The sequence below is a fragment of the Stenotrophomonas sp. STEN033 genome (assembly GCF_056856655.1).
Genome location: NZ_JBXFWM010000005.1, coordinates 39,327 through 57,681 on the forward strand (window position 1 = coordinate 39,327; position 18,355 = coordinate 57,681).

An 18,355-nucleotide genomic window follows, 5' to 3' on the forward strand; every position below is an offset into this window, starting at 1 on the left:
CGAGACAGTATCCCAGCGAGAGAGAACATGTATTTGAAGCCCCAAGCCTTGGCTGCGGCCATCGGCACGCTGCTGTGTGCCAGCGCCGTCCACACCGCCAACGCGCAGGACGCGCAACCCCCGAATGAAGCCGCCCGCACGCTGGATGCCGTGCAGGTCACCGGCAGCCACATCAAGCGCGCGCAGTTGTCGGGCGTAGGCCCGGTCAGCGTGATCGACGCGCAGGCCATCGAACGCTCCGGCGCTACGTCGGTGGACACGCTGTTGCAGCGCCTGCCAGCCTCGGCCGGTTTTGCCGGCAGCCAGAGCAATGCCTACTGGGCCGAAAATGGCTATGGCACCACCCAGGTCAACCTGCGCGGCCTCGGCATCAACCGCACCCTGGTGCTGCTCAATGGCCGGCGCATCGTCAATGGCGGTACCGGCGCCAACAGCTCGGTCGATCTGAACATGATCCCGGTGTCGTTGATCGAGCGCGTGGAAGTGCTCAAGGACGGCGCTTCGGCCATCTACGGCGCCGATGCGGTCGCGGGCGTGGTCAACATCATCACCAAACAGGGATTCGACGGCGCCGAAGCGGCTGTGCGCTACGGCCAGACCACGCGTGGCGATGGCGATGAAACCGCTGTTGACCTGGCTTGGGGCGTCAACAGTGATCGCGGCTCGTTGATGGCTGGCATCAACTATGCCGAAGGTGGCACGGTCAACATGGCCTCGCGCGCGCCCTGTGGCCTGGCAGAAGTGGATGGCAAGCTGGTGTGCTCGGGCAGTTCCACCACGGTAGGTGGCCGCGCGCTGCTGGCCGACGGCAGCCGCGTCAACTTCAACCAGGTGCTGGGCGGCAACGGCGATTTCTACGAGCCGTACTCGGCCGCCAAGCACAATTACAACGGCAACCCCACGCTCAATGCGGTCAATCCGATCAAGCGGATCAGCATGAGCGTGTTCGGCGACAGCCAGCTCAGCGAGAACACCACGGTATTCACCGAGCTGATGTACACCAACCGCCAATCCGACCAGCTGGCCGCGCCGGGCGGGCTCGGCGTATACCGACCGATCAACATCGCCGCCAATCATCCGACCAACCCGACCGGACAGGACCTGCTGCTGCAGCGCCGTCGCCTGGAAGAGGCCGGCCCGCGCCATTTTTCGCAGGAGGTGAACACCTTCCGCGGGCTGGTGGGGCTGAAGGGACATTTCGGTACCGGCTGGGATTGGTCGGCGGCCTTGAACTGGGGCCGCAACACCGGCGTTGATGGCTCGGACAATGTCGCCAACCTCGACCGCGTCGAGCAGACCTTGAACCGCAGCATCTGCAGCCCGGTACCGGGTGCGGCAATTCCCTGCGGCGATTACCTGGGTTACGGCGACCTCAGTCGCGAGGTGCTCGACTACATTCTCTATACCTCGCGCGATACTGGCGGCAACGAACAGAAGAGTTTCACCGCCAACCTGAGCGGACAGATCTTCGAATTGCCTGCAGGCTGGGTGGGTTTCGCCACCGGCGTGGAAGTGCGCAAGGAGCGCGGCTGGCGCAATCCCGACCCGCTGACCGTGCTGGGCATTGGCAACACCAACCAGCAGGACCCGATTGCCGGTGAATACACCGCCAAGGAAGTCTTCGCCGAGCTGGCCATCCCGCTGCTGCAGGACACCGCCATCGCCGATTCGCTGTACTTGAATCTGGCCGGACGTGCCTCGGATTACGATCTGTTCGGCCGCGATTACAACTACAAGGTCGGGCTGGACTGGCAGATCAACTCCTCGTTGAAAGCGCGCAGCACTTACGCCACCGCCTTCCGCATCCCGAACATCCCCGAATTGTTTGGCGGCGTGGCCGAAGGCAACCTGACCACCACCGATCCATGCAGCAACTGGTCGGCCTTGCCGGCGGGCTCGACGGTGCGTGACAACTGCCAGGCCTACGGCGTGCCGGCCGGCTATGTGCAGCCGGGCAATACCATCCTCACCACCTCCGGTGGCAATTCGGCATTGGAGCCGGAAGACGCCACCTCGTTCACCGCGGGTGTGGTGTGGACACCGGAGTTCCTGTCCGGGCTGACCTTGACGCTGGACTACTACAACATCCGCATCAAGCACGCGATCCAGCGTATCGACGGCTCCACCAAGCTGGCCATCTGCTACAACACGCCGGGGCTGGCGCATCCGTTCTGTGATGCCAGCAACTTCACCCGCAACCCGCGGACCGGCGAAGTGGACTTCCTGTCCTCGCAGCCGGTCAATGCCGCCAACGAGCATGTCACCGGCTACGACTTCGGCGCGCTGTATGAGTTCAAGGCAGCGGGCTTCGATGCCAGCGTCAGCGCCGATGTTTCCTATCTGCAGCGCTACGACGTGCGGCCGTACGACGGGGCCGAGCTGATCGAATACGCCGGCAAGATCACCGGCGGCCGCGGCAGCTATGCCAAGTGGCGCGGCCTGGTCTCGGTCAATGCTTCGCGCGACCAATGGTCGGGCACCTGGAGCACGCAGTACATCGGTCGTGCCGATGACATCAACGCAGCTCGCGGTGACATCGGTGACCACGCACCGTCGGTGTTCTATCACAACCTGCAGCTCAAGTACGCGGTGAGCAAGGCGCTGGATGTATCGCTGGGCCTGGACAACGTCTTCGACAAGAAACCGCCGTTCATCCAGAGCTATACCGATGCCAACACCGATACGATGACCTACGACCTGCTGGGTCGCCGCTGGTACGCACGCATCGGCTACCGCTGGTGATTGGATGCGCCCCGTCGCAGCTGCGGCGGGGCGCGTCATTGAACGAGGACGATGTTGATGAAACCCGCATTCTGGGCACGCCGTGCCCACAAATGGATCGGCCTGGTGATCGGCGTGCAGGCGCTGCTATGGATGCTCAGCGGCGTCTACATGACCGTGGTGCCGCTGGACGTGATCCATGGCGACCACCTTGCCCACGTACATGGCACGCCGCTGCCGGCGCAGACCGCGCGCGTTGGCGCCGATGTGCTGGCCAAGCGCTACCCGCAGATGGAGTCGTTCCGGCTCAAGCACGTGCTGGAACGCGAGGTCTATGAGATCCGCCAAGGCAAGCAGAAATACCTGGTCGATGCCGCCAGCGGCGAACGCCTGGCGCCGATGGATCGTGAGCAGGCCATCGCGCTGGCGCAGTCGCTATATCAAGGCAAAGGCGAAGTGGAACGGGTGGAGTGGATCACCCGCGCGCCGTCAGAAGTAAAGACGCGACCGGTGCCGATGTGGGCCGTGCATTTCAGCGGCCGCGGCGACAGCACGCTGTATCTATCACCGGACAGCGGTGAGCTGTTGGCACGCCGACACGACCTGTGGCGCGTGTTCGACTTCGTGTGGATGTTGCACATCATGGATTACGAGAACCGCACCGACGTCAACAACACCTTGCTGCGTGTTGCCTCGATTGTTGGCTTGGTTTTTGCACTTAGCGGCATCTGGTTGTTGTTCTACAGCTTCGGCAAGCGGAGGAGCGCATGACGCCCTGGATGCGGACCCTGCACAAGTGGGTGGGCCTGATCGTCGGCCTGCAGTTCGTGGTGTGGTTGGGCAGCGGCCTGATGATGAGCCTGCTCGACCCTGACAAGATCGAAGGCAGTGCGCAGCAAGCAGCAGCTGTCGCCAATCCCGCGTGGCCGGCCACGGCAGTGTCGCCGAGCGTGGCGTTGGCTGCAGCCAAGGGTGAGGCGGCAACGCTGGACAGTGGCTGGTTGCTGCAACAGCCGGTGTATCGACTGCAATCGCCGGAAGGTACCGAGGTCATCGATGCCCGTGACGGCAAGCGCATCGCCATCGATGCGGCGGTCGCGGCGAAAGTCGCACAAGCGGCCTATGCCGGTGATGGGGTTGCCGCCGCGCCGCAGTATCTTGAGAAGACCCTGGAAACCCGGGCCAACCCGGACCCGGTATGGCGCGTTGACTTCAGTGACGCGCAGGACACGAGCATCTATGTGTCCGCGCATAGTGGCCAGGTGATGGAGCATCGCAACGCGACGTGGCGGCTGTTCGACATCTTCTGGATGCTGCACATCATGGATTACAGCAGTCGGGTCAACTTCAACAATCCGCTGGTAGTGGGCATGGGCATAGGCGGCCTGTGGTTGGCGTTGACCGGTGTGTGGTTGCTGATTGCCAGTTTCCATCTGCAGGAATTCATCCCGCGGCGCTGGCGTTCGCGTCGGCAGCTGATGGTCTATGCACCGGGCGGCGCGCATCTGCGCACGGTCGAGGTGGCCAGCGGCGACAGCGTCTACGTGGCACTGGCCCGCGAGGGCATCCATCTTCCCTCCAATTGCGGCGGTGGCCAGAGCTGCGGCCTATGCGAAGTGCGGGTGCGTTCCGGTGCTGGCAAGGCAACGGCGGCCGATCGCGCGCACGTGCCCGACGCCAAGCGCAAGGTCGGCTGCCGGTTGGCCTGCAATCTGCAGGTGGATGAGGACGTCGAGATTGAAGTGGCTGGCGGCGCCAGCCTGTGGACCGAACACTGGGCCATCGTTGAGAAGGTGGTCGCCGTGACCCCTTTCCTGCGTGAGATCCATCTGCGTCCGGAGCAGGTCGCAGATGCGCAGTTCCAGCCGGGTTGCTATCTGCAGCTGCACGTGCCCGAGTACGAGCTGCCGCGTACTGCGGTGTGGTATCCGGGTGAGCATGAAGAGGATTGGAAGGCGCTGTCCCTGCCTGCGACCCTGCAGAACAGGGCGACGGTTCGGCGCTCGTATTCACTGGCGACACCGGTGTCCAATGCGGACGGCGGCCTGGTGCTGCTGGTGCGCTTCAGCCCTGGCTGGCAGGAGAACCGCAAGCATCCGCCGGGCAAGGGCTCGACCTATGCCTATACGCTGCGTGAGGGTGACCGTGTTCGCTACAGCGGCCCGTTTGGCGATTTCGCACTCAGCGGCAGCGAGCGCGAGAAGATCTTCATTGGCGCTGGTGCGGGTATGGCGCCGCTACGTGCACTTATCCAGCAGCGTTTGGATGAAGGCGGTGGCGAACGTATGCATTACTGGTACGGCGCCCGTGGCGAACGTGATTGCCCCTATGTCGAACAGATGCAGGAGCTGGCGCATGAGCATGCCAACTTCAGTTGGCATCCGGTGTGGTCGGGGCAGGGAGCCGATGCGCGTCGTGTGCATGAAGCGATCCATGAGGACCTATTGAAGCAGCATCCGGATCTGGCGGGTTGCGAGTTCTATCTGTGTGGACCGCCGGCGATGTTGGCGGCGACCAGGCAGCTGTTGCGCAAGCTGGGTGTTGCGGATGAGCGGGTTGCGTTTGACGACTTCAAGATCTGAGTGAACTTGAGCTTGGCTGTTGTGGCTGCAGATGTTTGAGGTCTGCAGGTGTTGCCGTTGTAGTTGTAGTTGTAGTTGTAGTTGTTGTTGTTGTTGTTGTTGTTGTTGTTGCTGTTGCTGTTGCTGTTGCTTCGGCTGCGGCTGCGGCTGCGGCTCTGGCCCTGGCCCTGGCTTTGGCTTTGGCTCTGGCTTCGGCTTTGGACACTCCCTTCTCCCGCGTGCGGGAGAAGGTGCCCGGAGGGCGGATGAGGGGGGCTTTTGACGTTGCCTGGCTAGAAGCGTCCCCTCACCCCAACCCCTCTCCCGTGAACGGGAGAGGGGCTCTACTCCGATCATTATTGCGGTGGCATCACTCGTGCTTTGAGAACTCGCTCAACGAACCATCATTGCCGAGCAATGCAACCGTAAACGCCTGACGATAACCATCCGGCGATTCCATGCCCGGCGTACCGACCGGCATGCCCGGCAACACCAGCCCGCGCGCCTGTGGGCGCTCAGCCAAAAGCTTCTTGATGTCTTCCACCGGTACATGGCCTTCCACCACATAACCGTCAATCTCGGAGGTGTGGCAGGACATCATGCCGTCACCGATTCCCAGGCGTTGTTTGACCGCCATCATGTCGCTGGTGTCATTGAGCTGCACCGGGAAGCCCGCGGCCTGCATATGCTCGGCCCAGCCACCACAGCAGCCGCAATTCGGGTCCTTGTGCACAACCACCAACGGCAACGCCTTGGTAGCCGGCGCAGCTTCAACCGCCTTCGCAGGTGCCGCAGCAACCGCAGCGGCCGCCGTGGTAGCAGTAGATGGGCTCGCATTGCAGGCACTGATCAACAGGGTCCCTGCCGCCAGCACCAGCAACGAGAACATCGGCTTTGAACGCATTTTCATGATCTAGATTCCTTGGACAGTTTGCCGCGCCGGCCGGAGGCCAGTGCGGCAGTAGGGCATCACAGCATCGACAGGCCGCGCTCGAATTCCTTGGCATCGAGCTTGCCGTCACGGTTGCCATCGCTCATGCCGAAGTGCGGCAGCAGCGGATGACCGCTGGGCAGCTCCTCGCGGCGGATGAAACCATCGTTGTTGGCATCGAAGCGCTTGAAGGTTGCCGCTGCATCGGCCTGTGGTGCCTTCGCAGCAGGCTTGGCCGCCGGTGCATGGTGCTCATGGCCGGCATGTTGGGCCTGCACGATGGAAATGGAGGCAAGGGAGATCGCGCCGACCAGTGCGGCCTGGATAAAGAACTTCATCGAATGTATTCCTTGTAGGGAGAGTGGTGATGGCGTCGGCATGCGACGCCATCACTACGAATCAGAACCAGAAGCGCACACCGGCAACCCAGCGCGATTCGCTCACGCCTTCGCCGGCATCACGGTGCAGGTCGGCGGTATCGCCGAATGCGCGTTCGTGCACAAAGCCCACATACGGTGCGAACTTGCGGGTGAACTCGTAGCGCAGGCGCAGGCCTGCTTCCACGCTGCTCAAGCCCTTGCCGACACCGCGGCGCGGATCGTCATCGGCAACGATGCTGGCTTCCACCACCGGCTGCAGGATCAGCCGATTGGTCAGCAGCACGTCGTATTCGACCTCGAAGGCCAGCTCGGCCTTGCGCGGTCCACCGATGTAAGCCATCGCCGAGACTTCGAACTTGTACGGCGACATGCCCTGCAGGCCGAAGGCTGCGCGGGTCAGATCCGGGGATTCGCGGCTGTTGTCATGCCGCGCACCGGCCACCACGTCCCACCACGGCGAGATCGAATGCCCGTACAACGCATCCACCGACCAGTCGCCGAGTGCGTTGTCGCTGCGCTCGCCTTCGCTGCGGATCCACAGGCGGTTGATGTCATTGCCGAACCAGGAGTCGATGCCCCAGGCCTGGCCGCTGCCGTGGGCGTTATCCCAGGCTTCCAGGTGATCGAACACCACCAGACTGTTGAACGACGGCGCATGCTCCATCGCGTGCGGCTTCAATACCGGGAAGGCATCGTCGAAATCCTGCTTGGTCGGCGTCGGGATCGGTTCGCGCGGCGTGTTGCTGGCACTGCCGCCCCGCATGTTGTGACCGGCATGCGGATCAGCGGGCATTGCATGTCCTGCGTGCGGGTCAGCTGCCGCGCCGTGGCCGGAGTGGTCTTCCGCCTTGGGCATGGCATGGCCGGCATGCGGATCAGCCGCGCCGTGGCTGGAATGATCTTCCGCCTTGGGCATGGCATGACCGGCATGCGGATCAGCAGCCTTGGCCTTGGGCGTGTTGTGCCCGGCATGTGGATCCACTGCCGGCTTTGCTTCAGTGGCGTGCCCGGCGTGGCCCGCATGCGGGTCCTGCGCGAAGGCGTTGCCGCTGGCAGCCAGGGCGATGAACAACAGCGAGTGAGAGAAGGTCTTCATGCGTCGATCCTCACTTCGCGCATCATGCCCGCTTCCATGTGGTAGAGCAGATGGCAGTGGAAGGCCCAGCGGCCCAGCGCATCCGCACGCACGCGGTAGCTGCGGCGTGTACCTGGCGGCATGTCGATGGTGTGCTTGCGCAACTGGAACTCGCCGTCTGCGTTCTCAAGGTCACTCCACACGCCGTGCAGATGGATGGGGTGCTGCATCATCGTGTCGTTGACGAGCACGATGCGCATGCGCTCGCCGTAGTTCAACCTGATCGGCTCGGCACCGGCAAACGGAATGCCGTCGAAGTTCCAGGCGAACTTCTCCATGTGGCCGGTGAGGTGCAGCTCGATCTCGCGACCGGGCTCGCGTCCATCCGGGTCTTCGAACAGCGAACGCATTGCGCCATAGGTCAGCACCTTGCGGCCGTTGTCACGCAGGCCGATGCCGGGGTCGTCGAGCTTGGGCTCGGTGGCCGCAGTCTGCATGTCGATCAGCGGGTTGCCGGCTTCGCTGGGCTTGTGCTTGGGCGACTTGTCGGAGCCGCCATGGGCGCCGTGGCCCATCGCCGCACCGCAGCCACCTTCCATGCCCTTGGCACCCATGTTGGCGCCGCAACCCCCTTCCATGCCGGCGCCGTGGTCGCCATGGCTGCCCATGTCGTGGCCCATGTCGCTCATGGTCAGCAGCGGGCGCGGATCGATCTGCGGGATTGGTGCCTGCAGGCCTTGGCGTGTTGCCAAGGTGCCGCAGGCATAGCCGGTGCGGCCCATGTCCTGCGCAAACAGGGTGAAGGCATCCTGGCCGGTCGGCTCGACGATGACGTCGAAGGTCTCGGCCGGGGCAATGCGGAACTCGTCGATGCTGACCGGATGGATGTACTGACCATCAGCGGCGACCACGGTCATTTTCAGGCCCGGGATGCGCACATCGAAGTAGGTCATCGAGGCGCCGTTGATGAAGCGCAGCAACACCTTTTCACCACTGCGGAATAGGCCGGTCCAGTTGCCGGCCGGGGCGGTGCCGTTCATCAGGTAGGTGTAGGTGTGGGCATTGATGTCGGACAGGTCGGAAGGCGTCATCCGCATCCGGCCCCACATGCCACGGTCGGCCAGGGTCTCGCGCAGGCCGTCTTTGCGCGCGTCGCGCATGAAATCACCGACCGTGCGCTGGTAGGTGTTGTCGTGCATCGGCATCTTCTTCATGCGCCGGAACAGCGCATCGGGGTCGATGTCGGTCCAGTCCGAGAGCATGACCACGTGTTCGCGGTCGAAGTGATACGGCGGCGGTGCCAGCGGGTCGACGATCAGCGCGCCATACAGGCCGGCCTGCTCCTGGAACAGCGAATGGCTGTGGTACCAGTAGGTGCCGGATTGCTTGAGCTGGAACCGGTACTGGTAGGCCTCGCCCGGCGCGATGCCGTTGAAGCTCAGCCCCGGCACGCCGTCCATGTTGGCCGGCAACAGGATGCCGTGCCAGTGGATGGAGGTGATTTCGTCGGTGAGCGTGTTGGCCACACGCAGGTTGACGGTATCGCCCTCGCGCAGTCGCAGGATTGGCGCAGGCAACGATCCATTGACGGTGATGGCGGGGCGGGTGCGGCCGGTGAAATTGACCGCCGAGCGGCCGATGGCAAGGTTCAGCTCGGTGCCGCGCAGCTCAACCGGCGGCACCGCCATGGCGCGGCCGGAGGCAAATGCCTGCGGGATGCGTGCCATGCCGGCACCGGCGACCACGCCGCCCAGGGCCAGGCCCTGCACGAAGCGACGCCGCGACAGCACCGAGCGCGAATCGGAAAGGAAATCAGAAGACATGTGGAACTCCCGGTCACACAGCCGCATCACGATGCGCTGCTGCATGTCCTGAACAGATCAAGGGTGCACCAGGGCGATGGCCTTGGCACAGGTATCTGCAAACGCCAGAAGGCGCGGGAATCAGGCGATGGGAGGGCGGTTGAGCTGGCCCGGGGCCACATCGTCGCGAGAGGGCAGTGCTGGCATCGACGCCAATGCATGGCGCATCGGGGCGAGCCGCGTCATCGCGACGCTGGGCAGCATGTTGCAATGCTGTTTGCAGTCGCAGCTATCACCGCTGGCGCAGGGCGAGGGTGCCTTGTCGGCGTCGCCGGCATCACACTGCAGGTTTGCTTCCTGCTCGTGGCAGCAGTCGTGCGCGCTGTCACCGGATTCCATAGCCATCGTCATGGCATGCATCGGCATGGCCATCGCCGTCGCAGACCACACCGAACCGATCGCACCAGCGATCAGGGTCAGGCACAGCAGCAGGGGCAGCAGGATGCGCGGCACGGGATTCAGGTTGGAAGCAGGGCTGAACCATAGCATTCCTGAGTGGGGGCTGGGCTGAATGGTTGAGAAAAACCGGGGTAAGAGTCGGGTTTCATCGAAACCCGACTCTGCCCCCGGTTTTGCCCAACCAAGTAGAATCCACTCCAGCATTCACCAAGAAGTGGCGATCCATGTCCCAGCGTGATTGGGTGGCGGCGGCCATCCACAAGATTGAAGCCGACTACAACCGTTCGGCCGATACCCATCTGATTCCCATCGACCTGCCGGGCTTCCCGGGTATCGATGTCTATCTGAAGGATGAATCCAGCCACCCGACAGGCAGTCTCAAGCATCGGCTTGCCCGCTCGCTGTTCCTGTACGCGCTGGCCAATGGTTGGTTGCGCGAGGGTTGCCCGGTGATCGAGGCCTCCAGCGGCTCCACCGCGGTATCCGAGGCTTACTTCGCACGCCTGCTGGGCCTGCCGTTCATCGCGGTGATCCCGGCCAGCACCTCGCCGGAGAAGATCGCCGCCATCGAATTCCACGGCGGCCGCTGCCATCTGGTACAGCGCGCCTGTGACCTGAACTGCGAATCCGAACGGCTGGCGCGGGAAACCGGCGGCCACTTCATGGACCAGTTCACCTACGCCGAACGCGCCACCGATTGGCGCGCCAACAACAACATCGCCGAGTCCATCTTCAAGCAGATGGCGGAAGAACCGCATCCGGTGCCGGAATGGATCGTCTGCAGCCCCGGCACCGGCGGCACCGCAGCTACCCTGGGCCGTTACGTCAGCTACCGCCGCCACGACACCCGCATCCTGTGCGCGGACCCTGAGGTGTCGATCTTCTACGACGGCTACTGCGCCGCGCTCGAAGGTCGCGACTGGCGTGACATGACCTGCGAAGGCGGCTCGCGCGTGGAAGGCATTGGCCGTCCGCGCGTGGAGCGCAGTTTCATACCTACCTGCGTCGATGCGATGGTGAAGGTGAGTGATGCGCTGAGCCTGGCTGCGATGCGCCATGTCAGTGCCACCCTGGGGCGGCGCGTTGGCGGCTCCACCGGCACCAATTTCATCGGCGTGCTGTACGCCGCCCAGCAGATGCGCGCGGCTGGCCGAGACGGTTCCATTGTCAGCATCCTCTGCGATGCCGGCGAACGCTACGCGCACAGCTATTACAACCCGGACTGGTACCGCCAGCAGGGCATCGACGTGGACGGCGCCGATGCGGTGGTGGCCTCGGCCGTGGCTGGACAGGGCATGCCGGTCCTGCCTTGTGCCTGGCTGGAAGCGTCGCCATATCAGGTTTGATGCCGGCATAGCCGGAACTATTTGAAGGAATGTTGTGAACACCACCAATCCCCTGCTCGATTTCTCCGGCCTGCCGCGTTTCGACGCGATCCGCGCTGAACACGTCACTCCGGCCGTCGATACGCTGCTGGCCGAAGCCGAGGCCGCGGTGAAAGCCGCAGAAGCCGTGGCGCCGGTGAGCTGGGAGAACTTCGTGGTGCCGCTGGACGATGCTACCGAGCGCTTGTATCGCGCCTGGGGCCAGGTCTCGCACCTGCAGGCGGTGGTCAATACGCCGGAGCTACGCGAGGTCTACAACGCGAATCTGCCGAAGATCAGCCGCTTCGGCAGCTCGGTCGCGCAGAACCCGGCGCTGTACGCGCAGTACAAGCTGCTGGCTGCGGCGCCAGCAGCGGCCAGTTACGACGAAGCACAGCGCAAGGCGCTGGAAAATGCATTGCGCGACTTCCGCCTCGGCGGTGCCGAGCTTGATGACGCCGGCAAGGCGCGTTTCGCCGAGTTGCAGGAAGAACTGTCCGGCCTGCAGGCCAAGTTCTCGCAGAACGTACTCGATGCCGGCGATGCGTTCGCGCTCTACGTGGATGTAGCCGACGACCTGCTGGGCCTGCCCGATGACGTGGTTGCCAGCGCCCGCGCTGCCGCGCAGAAAGATGGCCGCGAAGGTTACAAGCTGACCCTGCAGATGCCGTGCTATCTGCCGGTGCAGACCTATGCCGACAACCGCGCGCTGCGCGAGCAGTTGTATCGCGCGCATGCGATGCGCGCATCGGAGTTCGGTGATGCGGCGCTGGACAACACCGGCAATATCGATCGCATTCTCGCCGTGCGCAACGAACTGGCCGCATTGCTGGGTTTCGACAACTACGCCGAGTATTCCATTGCCACCAAGATGGCCAGTGATGCGCCGCAGGTGCTGGGCTTCCTGCGTGATCTGGCCGCACGCGCCAAGCCCTATGCGCAGCGCGACCGCGCCGAGCTGGAGGCTTTTGCCCGCGAGCAGTTGGGCATGGATGAACTGCAGGCCTGGGATCTGGCCTATGTGGCCGAGAAGCTCAAGCAGGCGCGTTACAGCTACTCCGAGCAGGAAGTGAAGCAGTACTTCACCGAGCCCAAGGTGCTGGCTGGCCTGTTCGGCGTGATCGAGCGTCTGTATGGCCTCAAGGTGGAACAGGACAGCGCGCCGGTCTGGCACGAGGATGTGCGTTTCTATCGACTGGTGGACGCCGACGGCGCGCTGGTCGGCCAGTTCTACATGGACCTGTACGCGCGCGAAGGCAAGCGCGGTGGCGCCTGGATGGACGATTGCCGCAACCGTCGCGTTACTGCCGCTGGCGTGCAGACGCCGCTGGTCTATCTGGTCTGCAATTTCGGCCGCGGCAATGATGGCAAACCGGCGACCTTCAGCCACGACGAAGTCACCACCGTCTTCCATGAAATGGGCCACGGCCTGCACCAGTTGCTGACCCGCATCGGTGAGCTGGCGGTGGCCGGCATCAATGGCGTGGAGTGGGATGCAGTGGAGCTGCCCAGCCAGTTCATGGAGAACTTCTGCTGGGAGTGGGAGCAGGTAGAAGCGATGACCGCGCATGTCGACACCGGCGCGCCGCTGCCGCGCGAGCTGTTCGACAAGATGCTGGCGGCGAAGAATTTCCAGAGCGGCATGTTCACCGTGCGCCAGCTGGAGTTCGGCCTGTTCGACATGTTGCTGCACAGCCAGTACCAGCCCGAACAGGAAAGCGTGCTGCAGCTGCTGGAGCGCGTGCGCGGCGAGGTGGCGGTGAACATCCCGCCGGCCTGGAACCGCTTCGCCAACCAGTTCAGCCACATCTTTGCTGGCGGCTACGCGGCCGGTTACTACAGCTACAAGTGGGCCGAAGTACTCAGCGCCGACGCCTATGCTGCGTTCGAGGAGGCTCCGGGTGCCTTGGCCGAAACCGGTGCACGTTTCCGCGAGGAAGTATTGTCACGCGGCGGCAGTCGCAGCGCGGCTGAGAATTTCCGCGCTTTCCGTGGCCGTGAGCCGCAGATTGATGCCCTTCTGCGGCATAGCGGCATGACGGCCTGATGCAGACGGCGTCCGACCCGGCTCGAGTGCGGACGCTCTACTTCGTTCGGCATGGGCAGAGCATGGCCAACGCGGGTGCGTTCGCCATGGCTGATCGGGAGATCCCGCTCAGCGCTTTGGGCCGCCAGCAGGTGCAGGATCTTTTGACGCGCTGGCCATTGCGGCCGGCGCGGCTGTACTGCTCGCAGATGCTGCGCGCCCGGCAGACGGCGGCGTACTTCGCCGATGCCCACGGGCTTGCAGCACAGGAGATCGCCGAGCTGGATGAGTTCAGCTATCTGGCGCTTGCCACTGTCGAAGGCAAGGTGTCCGCCGAGGTCGCGGTGTTGGCGCATGACTACTGGCAGCGCGGCGATCCTGCCCATCGTGACGGCGATGTTGCCGACAGCTTCGATGGTTTCGCGGCTCGGGTTGAGGCCTTCCTGGCTCGCCTGCATGACTTCGAAGACGGCAGCGTATTCGTTGGCCATGGTATCTGGATCGGCCTGCTGGCCTGGCGCCTGCAAGGGCGGACGGTGAACAGGCCTGGGGACATGCAGGCATTCCGTGCCTTCCAGACCGAGATGCATGTGCCCAATGCCGGGGTGTACAGGTTGGAAATTGCCAGGGGCGAAGGCGCTGCACCGCTTACAGCGCTGGATGTCAGCGTTGCCTGAACGCGATGCGTCCGCAACGGCGCGGGTTCAACGTTGGCGTGTCACCATAGGTCCTTCATCTGGCCGCACCGGTCCCGCCGCACTCGCCATGCACAGGTTGTTCAAGTCCACCGACGGCAAGCCCCGCCTGTATCTGCGTATCGCTGCGGCTGCGGCGATCATCGGCGTGGTGCTGTGGTTCCAGCCGCAGATCAACGAGCCTGCCGCCCAGGTCAGCAATGGCCTGAACCTGCGCAGCGCGCCGGACCAGCGTGCCGAGCGCCTGGCGGTATTGCCGGTGGGCACCACGGTGGAAGTGCAGCGCTGCCTGGCCGACCTGCAATGGTGCAACGTGCGTGCCGAGGGCAAAAGCGGCTGGGTGGCGGCGGATTATCTGATCGCCCGCAGTGACGGCAAGAAGGTGAGGCTGGCCGAAGCCGGCAAGCAGATGGGCGTAGTCATAGAGACTGCCAAGCCAGGCGGTTGAAGCCGCATCTATAGGGCCGAGCCATGCTCGGCTGGGTGCGTTCCCGGTAAAGCCTCTGCCGAGCATGGCTCGGCACTACGCTCTTGCCCCCTCCCTTGCGCCGAAGGCGGAGGGGAGGGTTGCGGAGGGGGGAGCTTTCGCTGGTCCTGTAGAGCCGAGCCATGCTCGGCTGGGGGCGTTCCCGGTAAAGCCTCTGCCGAGCATGGCTCGGCACTACGCTCTTGCCCCCTCCCTTGCGCCGAAGGCGGAGGGGAGGGTTGGGGAGGGGTAAGCTCTTCGCCGTTCGCGGCAATACGCGCTTCGCGGCTTACACCGCTCCTGCAACAGCATGATCAGGCCGGGCCTTGTAACTGCACCTGTAGAGCCGAGCCATGCTCGGCGGGGGGCGTTACCGGCAAAGCCCTGCCGAGCATGGCTCGGCGCTACCGTCCTGCCTGTTACTTCTTGTTCGGCACTTCAAAGCCAAGCTTATCCACCTGTTGCGGGTGCTGCGGTACGCGCTTGAGCTTGTCGGTGTTGACGTCGTACTTGTCGCGCAGGCGGAGGGCCAGCTGGCGGTAGGTAGCGTTGTCCATGTCCGGTTCGCGGGCGAAGATCCAGGCCATTTCGCGGCCCGGGTAGCCAATCAGCGCCCAGGAGTAATCCGGCGCCACTTCCAGGATGCGGGTATGGGTGGGCACTACCCGGTAGAACCAGGTGCGCCAGCGGCGGTTGCCACTGTCTTCGTCAACCTTGGCGCGGATCTCGATCTCTTCTGCAGGCTCGGCAAACCCGTCACGGAACTGGTACTGGATCGAAACCTTGTTGTCGTCGCGCAAGGTATAGGTGTTGACGCTGGCCACATGGCCGCGCTCGATGAAATTGGGCACCCGGCCAATCACATACCAGCGGCCCATGAAGCGCTGCAGGTCAATCGGCCCCTCCGCAATCCCCTCCACCGTCGCCGTCGGGGCAGTCTCCTGGGCGTATGCCGGGCTCAGCGGCAGGGCCAGACTCAACAACAAAACGGACAGGAAGACGGGAATCGGTCGCATTACGGGTAGGGCACCTATGAAGGTCAGGGCTGCATGTTCGGCGGGCAGTGATGCGCCCGTCAATGGCAGGTCGCAGTCTGTGAGATGGCGGCCGCCGAAGATGCATTCCAACACAGCCATGTTGCCGGAGAACGTCATGACCAAGCCGCTCGCATCGTCATCCCGTCGTAGCACGCCCGAAGCGCCCGATCCTCGGGTGTTGCGGTGCGTCAGACAGGCGGCCCTGGCGGGGCTGGCGCTGGTCCTGGTCTGGCCGGCGGCGCGTGGTCACAGCGCGTGGATCGGCTGGATGCCGTTGTGGCTGTTGGGTATGCCGCTGAGTGCCTGGTGGGCCTTGTACCGCTTTCGCCTACCCGCAGTTTGGCGGAATCGCCACGCCAAGCCGCGTAAGCGCGGGCCGCAAGCCACCCGTGGCCGTCGCCCGGCCCGGCGCCGTCTGCCGCAGGCGGCCTGACCTTCGACACGTGGGGCAGGGGCGGGGCCTGTGCTAGCGTTCGCGGCCTATGACCGCATGGAGCCAACATGTCCCGACTCACCTCCGCCTGCCTCGTGGCGGGTCTGCTTTCCACCAGCCTGGCCGGTGCCGCCGTGGCCGCTGAAGACACCCAGGACAAGTACGCCTGGCTGGAAGACGTCACCGGCGACAAACAGCTGGGCTGGGTGAAGGAGCAGAACGCCAAGTCCGAAGGCCGCCTGGCCGTGACCCCGCAGTTCAAGGCGATGGAGGCCGGCATCCGTGAGGTGCTGGATTCGGACGCCAAGATCCCGGGCGTGGAGAAGATCGGCGACTACTACTACAACTTCTGGAAGGACAAGCAGCATGAGCGCGGCGTGTGGCGCCGCACCACGCTGGTCGAATACCGCAAGGCCGAGCCGTTGTGGGAAACCGTGCTGGACCTGGACGCGCTGAACAAGGCCGAGGGTGAGAACTGGGTATGGCACGGCGCCAACTGCCTGCGCCCGGAATACAACCGCTGCCTGATCGCGCTGTCGCGCGGTGGCGCCGATGCTGATGTGACCCGCGAGTTCGATGTTTCGAAGAAGGACTGGATCAAGGACGGTTTCTTCCGTCCGGAGGCCAAGGGCGGCCTGGGCTGGATCGACCAGGACAACGTCTTCGTCTATACCGATTTCGGTGACGGCTCGATGACCACCTCCGGCTACCCGCGCGTGGTCAAGCGCTGGCAGCGCGGCACCCCGATCAGCGCCGCAACCACCGTGTACGAAGGCAAGCCGGAGGACATGTACATCTCGGCGATGCACGATGACACGCCGGGCTTCGAGCGCAACTTCGTCAGCCGCACGATTGCCTTCTACAACAATGAGCTGTTCCTGATCGGCGCCGACGGCAAGCTGACCAAGGTGGACGCGCCGAATTCGGCCGAGAAGGGTATCCGCCGCGAGTGGCTGACTCTGGAGCTGCGCGAGCCGTGGACCGTGGGTGGCAAGACTTACACCGCCGGCTCGCTGCTGGCGACGAAGTTTGATGATTTCATGGCAGGCAAGCGCGAGTTCGACGTGCTGTTCGCGCCGACCGACACCACCTCGCTGGCCGGCACCACCTGGACCAAGTCGCACGTGGTGTTGAACGTGCTGGACGACGTCAAGAACCGCCTGAAAGTGCTGACCCATGGCAAGGACGGCTGGGTGAGCAGTGATTTCACCGGCGCCCCGGCATTCGGCACCATTGGTGTCGGCGCGGTGGATGCGGACGAAAGCGATGCGGTGTGGATGACCGTCACCGACTACCTGACCCCGACCACGCTGTCGCTGGCCGAAATCGGCAAGCAGCCGGAAGTGCTCAAGACCATGCCGGCGTTCTTCGATGCCAGCGACAAGGTGATCGAGCAGCACTTCGCCACCAGCAAGGACGGCACCCGCGTGCCGTACTTCGTGGTGCACGACAAGGCGATGAAGCTGGACGGTTCCAACCCGACCCTGCTGTACGGCTACGGTGGCTTTGAAATCTCGCTGACGCCGAGCTATTCCGGCGGCATGGGCCGGGCCTGGCTGGACAAGGGCGGCGTGTATGTCGTGGCCAACATCCGTGGTGGTGGCGAGTATGGCCCGCGCTGGCACCAGGCAGCGCTGAAGCAGAACCGTCACAAGGCGTATGAGGACATGGCGGCGGTGGCGCAGGATCTGGTCACCCGCAAGATCACCTCGGCCAAGCACCTGGGCGTGCAGGGCGGCAGCAACGGCGGCCTGCTGACCGGCAATATGCTGACCCAGTACCCGGAGCTGTTCGGTGCGGTGGTGGTGCAGGTTCCGCTGCTGGACATGAAGCGTTACAGCCACCTGCTGGCCGGCGCCTCGTGGATGGCCGAGTACGGCAACCCGGATACGGCCGATTGGGACTTCATCAAGACCTTCTCCCCGTACCACCTGTTCGACCCGGCCAAGAGCTACCCGCCGGTGCTGTTCACCACGTCCACCCGCGATGACCGCGTGCACCCGGGCCACGCCCGCAAGATGGCGGCGAAGATGATCGATGCAGGCAAGGATGTGACCTACTACGAGAACATCGAAGGCGGTCATGGCGGTGCGGCGAACAATGCGCAGGCCGCGCACATGTCGGCACTGGCGTACAGCTTCCTGTGGGAACAGCTGAGCAAGAAGTGATGCCTGGTTTGAAGTGATGCAAAACAAACGCCACCGAAAGGTGGCGTTTGTTTTTGCTTCGGCTTAAGCCCCTCTCCCGCCTGCGGGAGAGGGGTTGGGGTGAGGGCAGAGCGGAGTATGGACGGTGAATTGAGACAGCTGCTTCCAAGGCTCAAAAGCTCAAAAGCTCAAAAGCTCAAAAGCTCAAAAGCGTCCCCCCATCCGCCCTCCGGGCACCTTCCCCCGCAAGCGGGAGAA

Annotated in this window: 15 protein-coding genes; 9 read left to right on the forward strand and 6 right to left on the reverse strand. The window is 63.9% G+C overall.

Translation table 11 applies throughout. The features are described from left to right. Positions 1–27 precede the first annotated feature (27 nt). From AC1VXC_RS03130 to AC1VXC_RS03140, 3 genes are read left to right on the forward strand one after another with little or no spacing between them, the layout of a single operon-like run. Positions 28–2,742 carry a TonB-dependent receptor gene (locus tag AC1VXC_RS03130; RefSeq protein ID WP_481539177.1) on the forward strand — a complete coding sequence of 905 codons (2,715 nt, stop codon included), beginning with the start codon at positions 28–30 and terminating at the stop codon, positions 2,740–2,742. A gap of 57 nt (positions 2,743–2,799) precedes the next feature. Next, entirely contained in the window at positions 2,800–3,492 is a 693-nt protein-coding gene (locus AC1VXC_RS03135; protein WP_313493566.1) for a PepSY domain-containing protein, read from the forward strand. Continuing rightward, positions 3,489–5,303 carry a 2Fe-2S iron-sulfur cluster-binding protein gene (locus AC1VXC_RS03140; protein WP_481539178.1) on the forward strand — a complete coding sequence of 605 codons (1,815 nt, stop codon included), beginning with the start codon at positions 3,489–3,491 and terminating at the stop codon, positions 5,301–5,303. The genes AC1VXC_RS03135 and AC1VXC_RS03140 overlap by 4 nt, the downstream gene beginning before the upstream one ends. Before the next feature lie 349 nt (positions 5,304–5,652). Here the strand turns inward: AC1VXC_RS03140 and AC1VXC_RS03145 are convergent, their stop codons facing one another. The 5 genes from AC1VXC_RS03145 to AC1VXC_RS03165 all read right to left on the reverse strand — a co-directional run bounded on the left by AC1VXC_RS03145 (position 5,653) and on the right by AC1VXC_RS03165 (position 10,019). Next, positions 5,653–6,192 (reverse strand): DUF411 domain-containing protein, encoded by a 540-nt coding sequence (locus tag AC1VXC_RS03145; protein ID WP_313493564.1) that lies wholly within the window; start codon positions 6,190–6,192, stop codon positions 5,653–5,655. A 59-nt stretch (positions 6,193–6,251) separates the two neighbouring features. Beyond that, entirely contained in the window at positions 6,252–6,551 is a 300-nt protein-coding gene (locus tag AC1VXC_RS03150; RefSeq protein ID WP_481539179.1) for an EF-hand domain-containing protein, read from the reverse strand. 61 nt (positions 6,552–6,612) lie between these two features. Next, positions 6,613–7,689 (reverse strand): copper resistance protein B, encoded by a 1,077-nt coding sequence (locus tag AC1VXC_RS03155; protein ID WP_481539180.1) that lies wholly within the window; start codon positions 7,687–7,689, stop codon positions 6,613–6,615. Then, positions 7,686–9,491, reverse strand: coding sequence for a copper resistance system multicopper oxidase (locus AC1VXC_RS03160; protein ID WP_481539181.1), 1,806 nt, complete (start codon positions 9,489–9,491; stop codon positions 7,686–7,688). The genes AC1VXC_RS03155 and AC1VXC_RS03160 overlap by 4 nt, the downstream gene beginning before the upstream one ends. A gap of 120 nt (positions 9,492–9,611) precedes the next feature. Further along, positions 9,612–10,019 carry a CopL family metal-binding regulatory protein gene (locus AC1VXC_RS03165; RefSeq protein WP_481539182.1) on the reverse strand — a complete coding sequence of 136 codons (408 nt, stop codon included), beginning with the start codon at positions 10,017–10,019 and terminating at the stop codon, positions 9,612–9,614. A 134-nt stretch (positions 10,020–10,153) separates the two neighbouring features. Between AC1VXC_RS03165 and AC1VXC_RS03170 the strand changes: the two genes are divergently transcribed. The 4 genes from AC1VXC_RS03170 to AC1VXC_RS03185 all read left to right on the forward strand — a co-directional run bounded on the left by AC1VXC_RS03170 (position 10,154) and on the right by AC1VXC_RS03185 (position 14,462). Then, on the forward strand, positions 10,154–11,275 hold the full coding sequence (locus tag AC1VXC_RS03170) for a PLP-dependent cysteine synthase family protein (protein WP_313173297.1): 1,122 nt from the start codon (positions 10,154–10,156) through the stop codon (positions 11,273–11,275). Positions 11,276–11,309: 34 nt separating this feature from the next. After that, entirely contained in the window at positions 11,310–13,340 is a 2,031-nt protein-coding gene (locus AC1VXC_RS03175) for a M3 family metallopeptidase (RefSeq protein ID WP_481539183.1), read from the forward strand. Beyond that, positions 13,340–13,996 (forward strand): histidine phosphatase family protein, encoded by a 657-nt coding sequence (locus tag AC1VXC_RS03180; protein WP_481539184.1) that lies wholly within the window; start codon positions 13,340–13,342, stop codon positions 13,994–13,996. The genes AC1VXC_RS03175 and AC1VXC_RS03180 overlap by 1 nt, the downstream gene beginning before the upstream one ends. An 88-nt stretch (positions 13,997–14,084) precedes the next feature. Continuing rightward, positions 14,085–14,462 (forward strand): SH3 domain-containing protein, encoded by a 378-nt coding sequence (locus AC1VXC_RS03185; protein WP_313173294.1) that lies wholly within the window; start codon positions 14,085–14,087, stop codon positions 14,460–14,462. Positions 14,463–14,899: 437 nt separating this feature from the next. On the opposite strand, the gene AC1VXC_RS03190 is transcribed toward AC1VXC_RS03185, so the two are convergent. Continuing rightward, positions 14,900–15,496, reverse strand: coding sequence for a lipocalin family protein (locus AC1VXC_RS03190; RefSeq protein ID WP_313173293.1), 597 nt, complete (start codon positions 15,494–15,496; stop codon positions 14,900–14,902). Between the two features lie 136 nt (positions 15,497–15,632). Between AC1VXC_RS03190 and AC1VXC_RS03195 the strand changes: the two genes are divergently transcribed. Both AC1VXC_RS03195 and AC1VXC_RS03200 read left to right on the forward strand, forming a co-directional pair. Next, complete coding sequence (locus AC1VXC_RS03195) at positions 15,633–15,950, forward strand: hypothetical protein (protein WP_313173292.1); 318 nt, start codon at positions 15,633–15,635, stop codon at positions 15,948–15,950. A 68-nt stretch (positions 15,951–16,018) separates the two neighbouring features. Then, entirely contained in the window at positions 16,019–18,118 is a 2,100-nt protein-coding gene (locus AC1VXC_RS03200; protein ID WP_313173291.1) for a prolyl oligopeptidase family serine peptidase, read from the forward strand. The last annotated feature ends 237 nt before the right edge of the window (positions 18,119–18,355 follow it).

Coding starts and splice junctions, on each gene's coding strand:
- AC1VXC_RS03130 (WP_481539177.1), top strand. CDS start 28: ATGTATTTGAAGCCCCAAGCCTTGGCTGCGGCCATCGGCACGCTGCTG.
- AC1VXC_RS03135 (WP_313493566.1), top strand. CDS start 2,800: ATGAAACCCGCATTCTGGGCACGCCGTGCCCACAAATGGATCGGCCTG.
- AC1VXC_RS03140 (WP_481539178.1), top strand. CDS start 3,489: ATGACGCCCTGGATGCGGACCCTGCACAAGTGGGTGGGCCTGATCGTC.
- AC1VXC_RS03145 (WP_313493564.1), bottom strand. CDS start 6,192: ATGAAAATGCGTTCAAAGCCGATGTTCTCGTTGCTGGTGCTGGCGGCA.
- AC1VXC_RS03150 (WP_481539179.1), bottom strand. CDS start 6,551: ATGAAGTTCTTTATCCAGGCCGCACTGGTCGGCGCGATCTCCCTTGCC.
- AC1VXC_RS03155 (WP_481539180.1), bottom strand. CDS start 7,689: ATGAAGACCTTCTCTCACTCGCTGTTGTTCATCGCCCTGGCTGCCAGC.
- AC1VXC_RS03160 (WP_481539181.1), bottom strand. CDS start 9,491: ATGTCTTCTGATTTCCTTTCCGATTCGCGCTCGGTGCTGTCGCGGCGT.
- AC1VXC_RS03165 (WP_481539182.1), bottom strand. CDS start 10,019: ATGCTATGGTTCAGCCCTGCTTCCAACCTGAATCCCGTGCCGCGCATC.
- AC1VXC_RS03170 (WP_313173297.1), top strand. CDS start 10,154: ATGTCCCAGCGTGATTGGGTGGCGGCGGCCATCCACAAGATTGAAGCC.
- AC1VXC_RS03180 (WP_481539184.1), top strand. CDS start 13,340: ATGCAGACGGCGTCCGACCCGGCTCGAGTGCGGACGCTCTACTTCGTT.
- AC1VXC_RS03185 (WP_313173294.1), top strand. CDS start 14,085: ATGCACAGGTTGTTCAAGTCCACCGACGGCAAGCCCCGCCTGTATCTG.
- AC1VXC_RS03190 (WP_313173293.1), bottom strand. CDS start 15,496: ATGCGACCGATTCCCGTCTTCCTGTCCGTTTTGTTGTTGAGTCTGGCC.
- AC1VXC_RS03195 (WP_313173292.1), top strand. CDS start 15,633: ATGACCAAGCCGCTCGCATCGTCATCCCGTCGTAGCACGCCCGAAGCG.
- AC1VXC_RS03200 (WP_313173291.1), top strand. CDS start 16,019: ATGTCCCGACTCACCTCCGCCTGCCTCGTGGCGGGTCTGCTTTCCACC.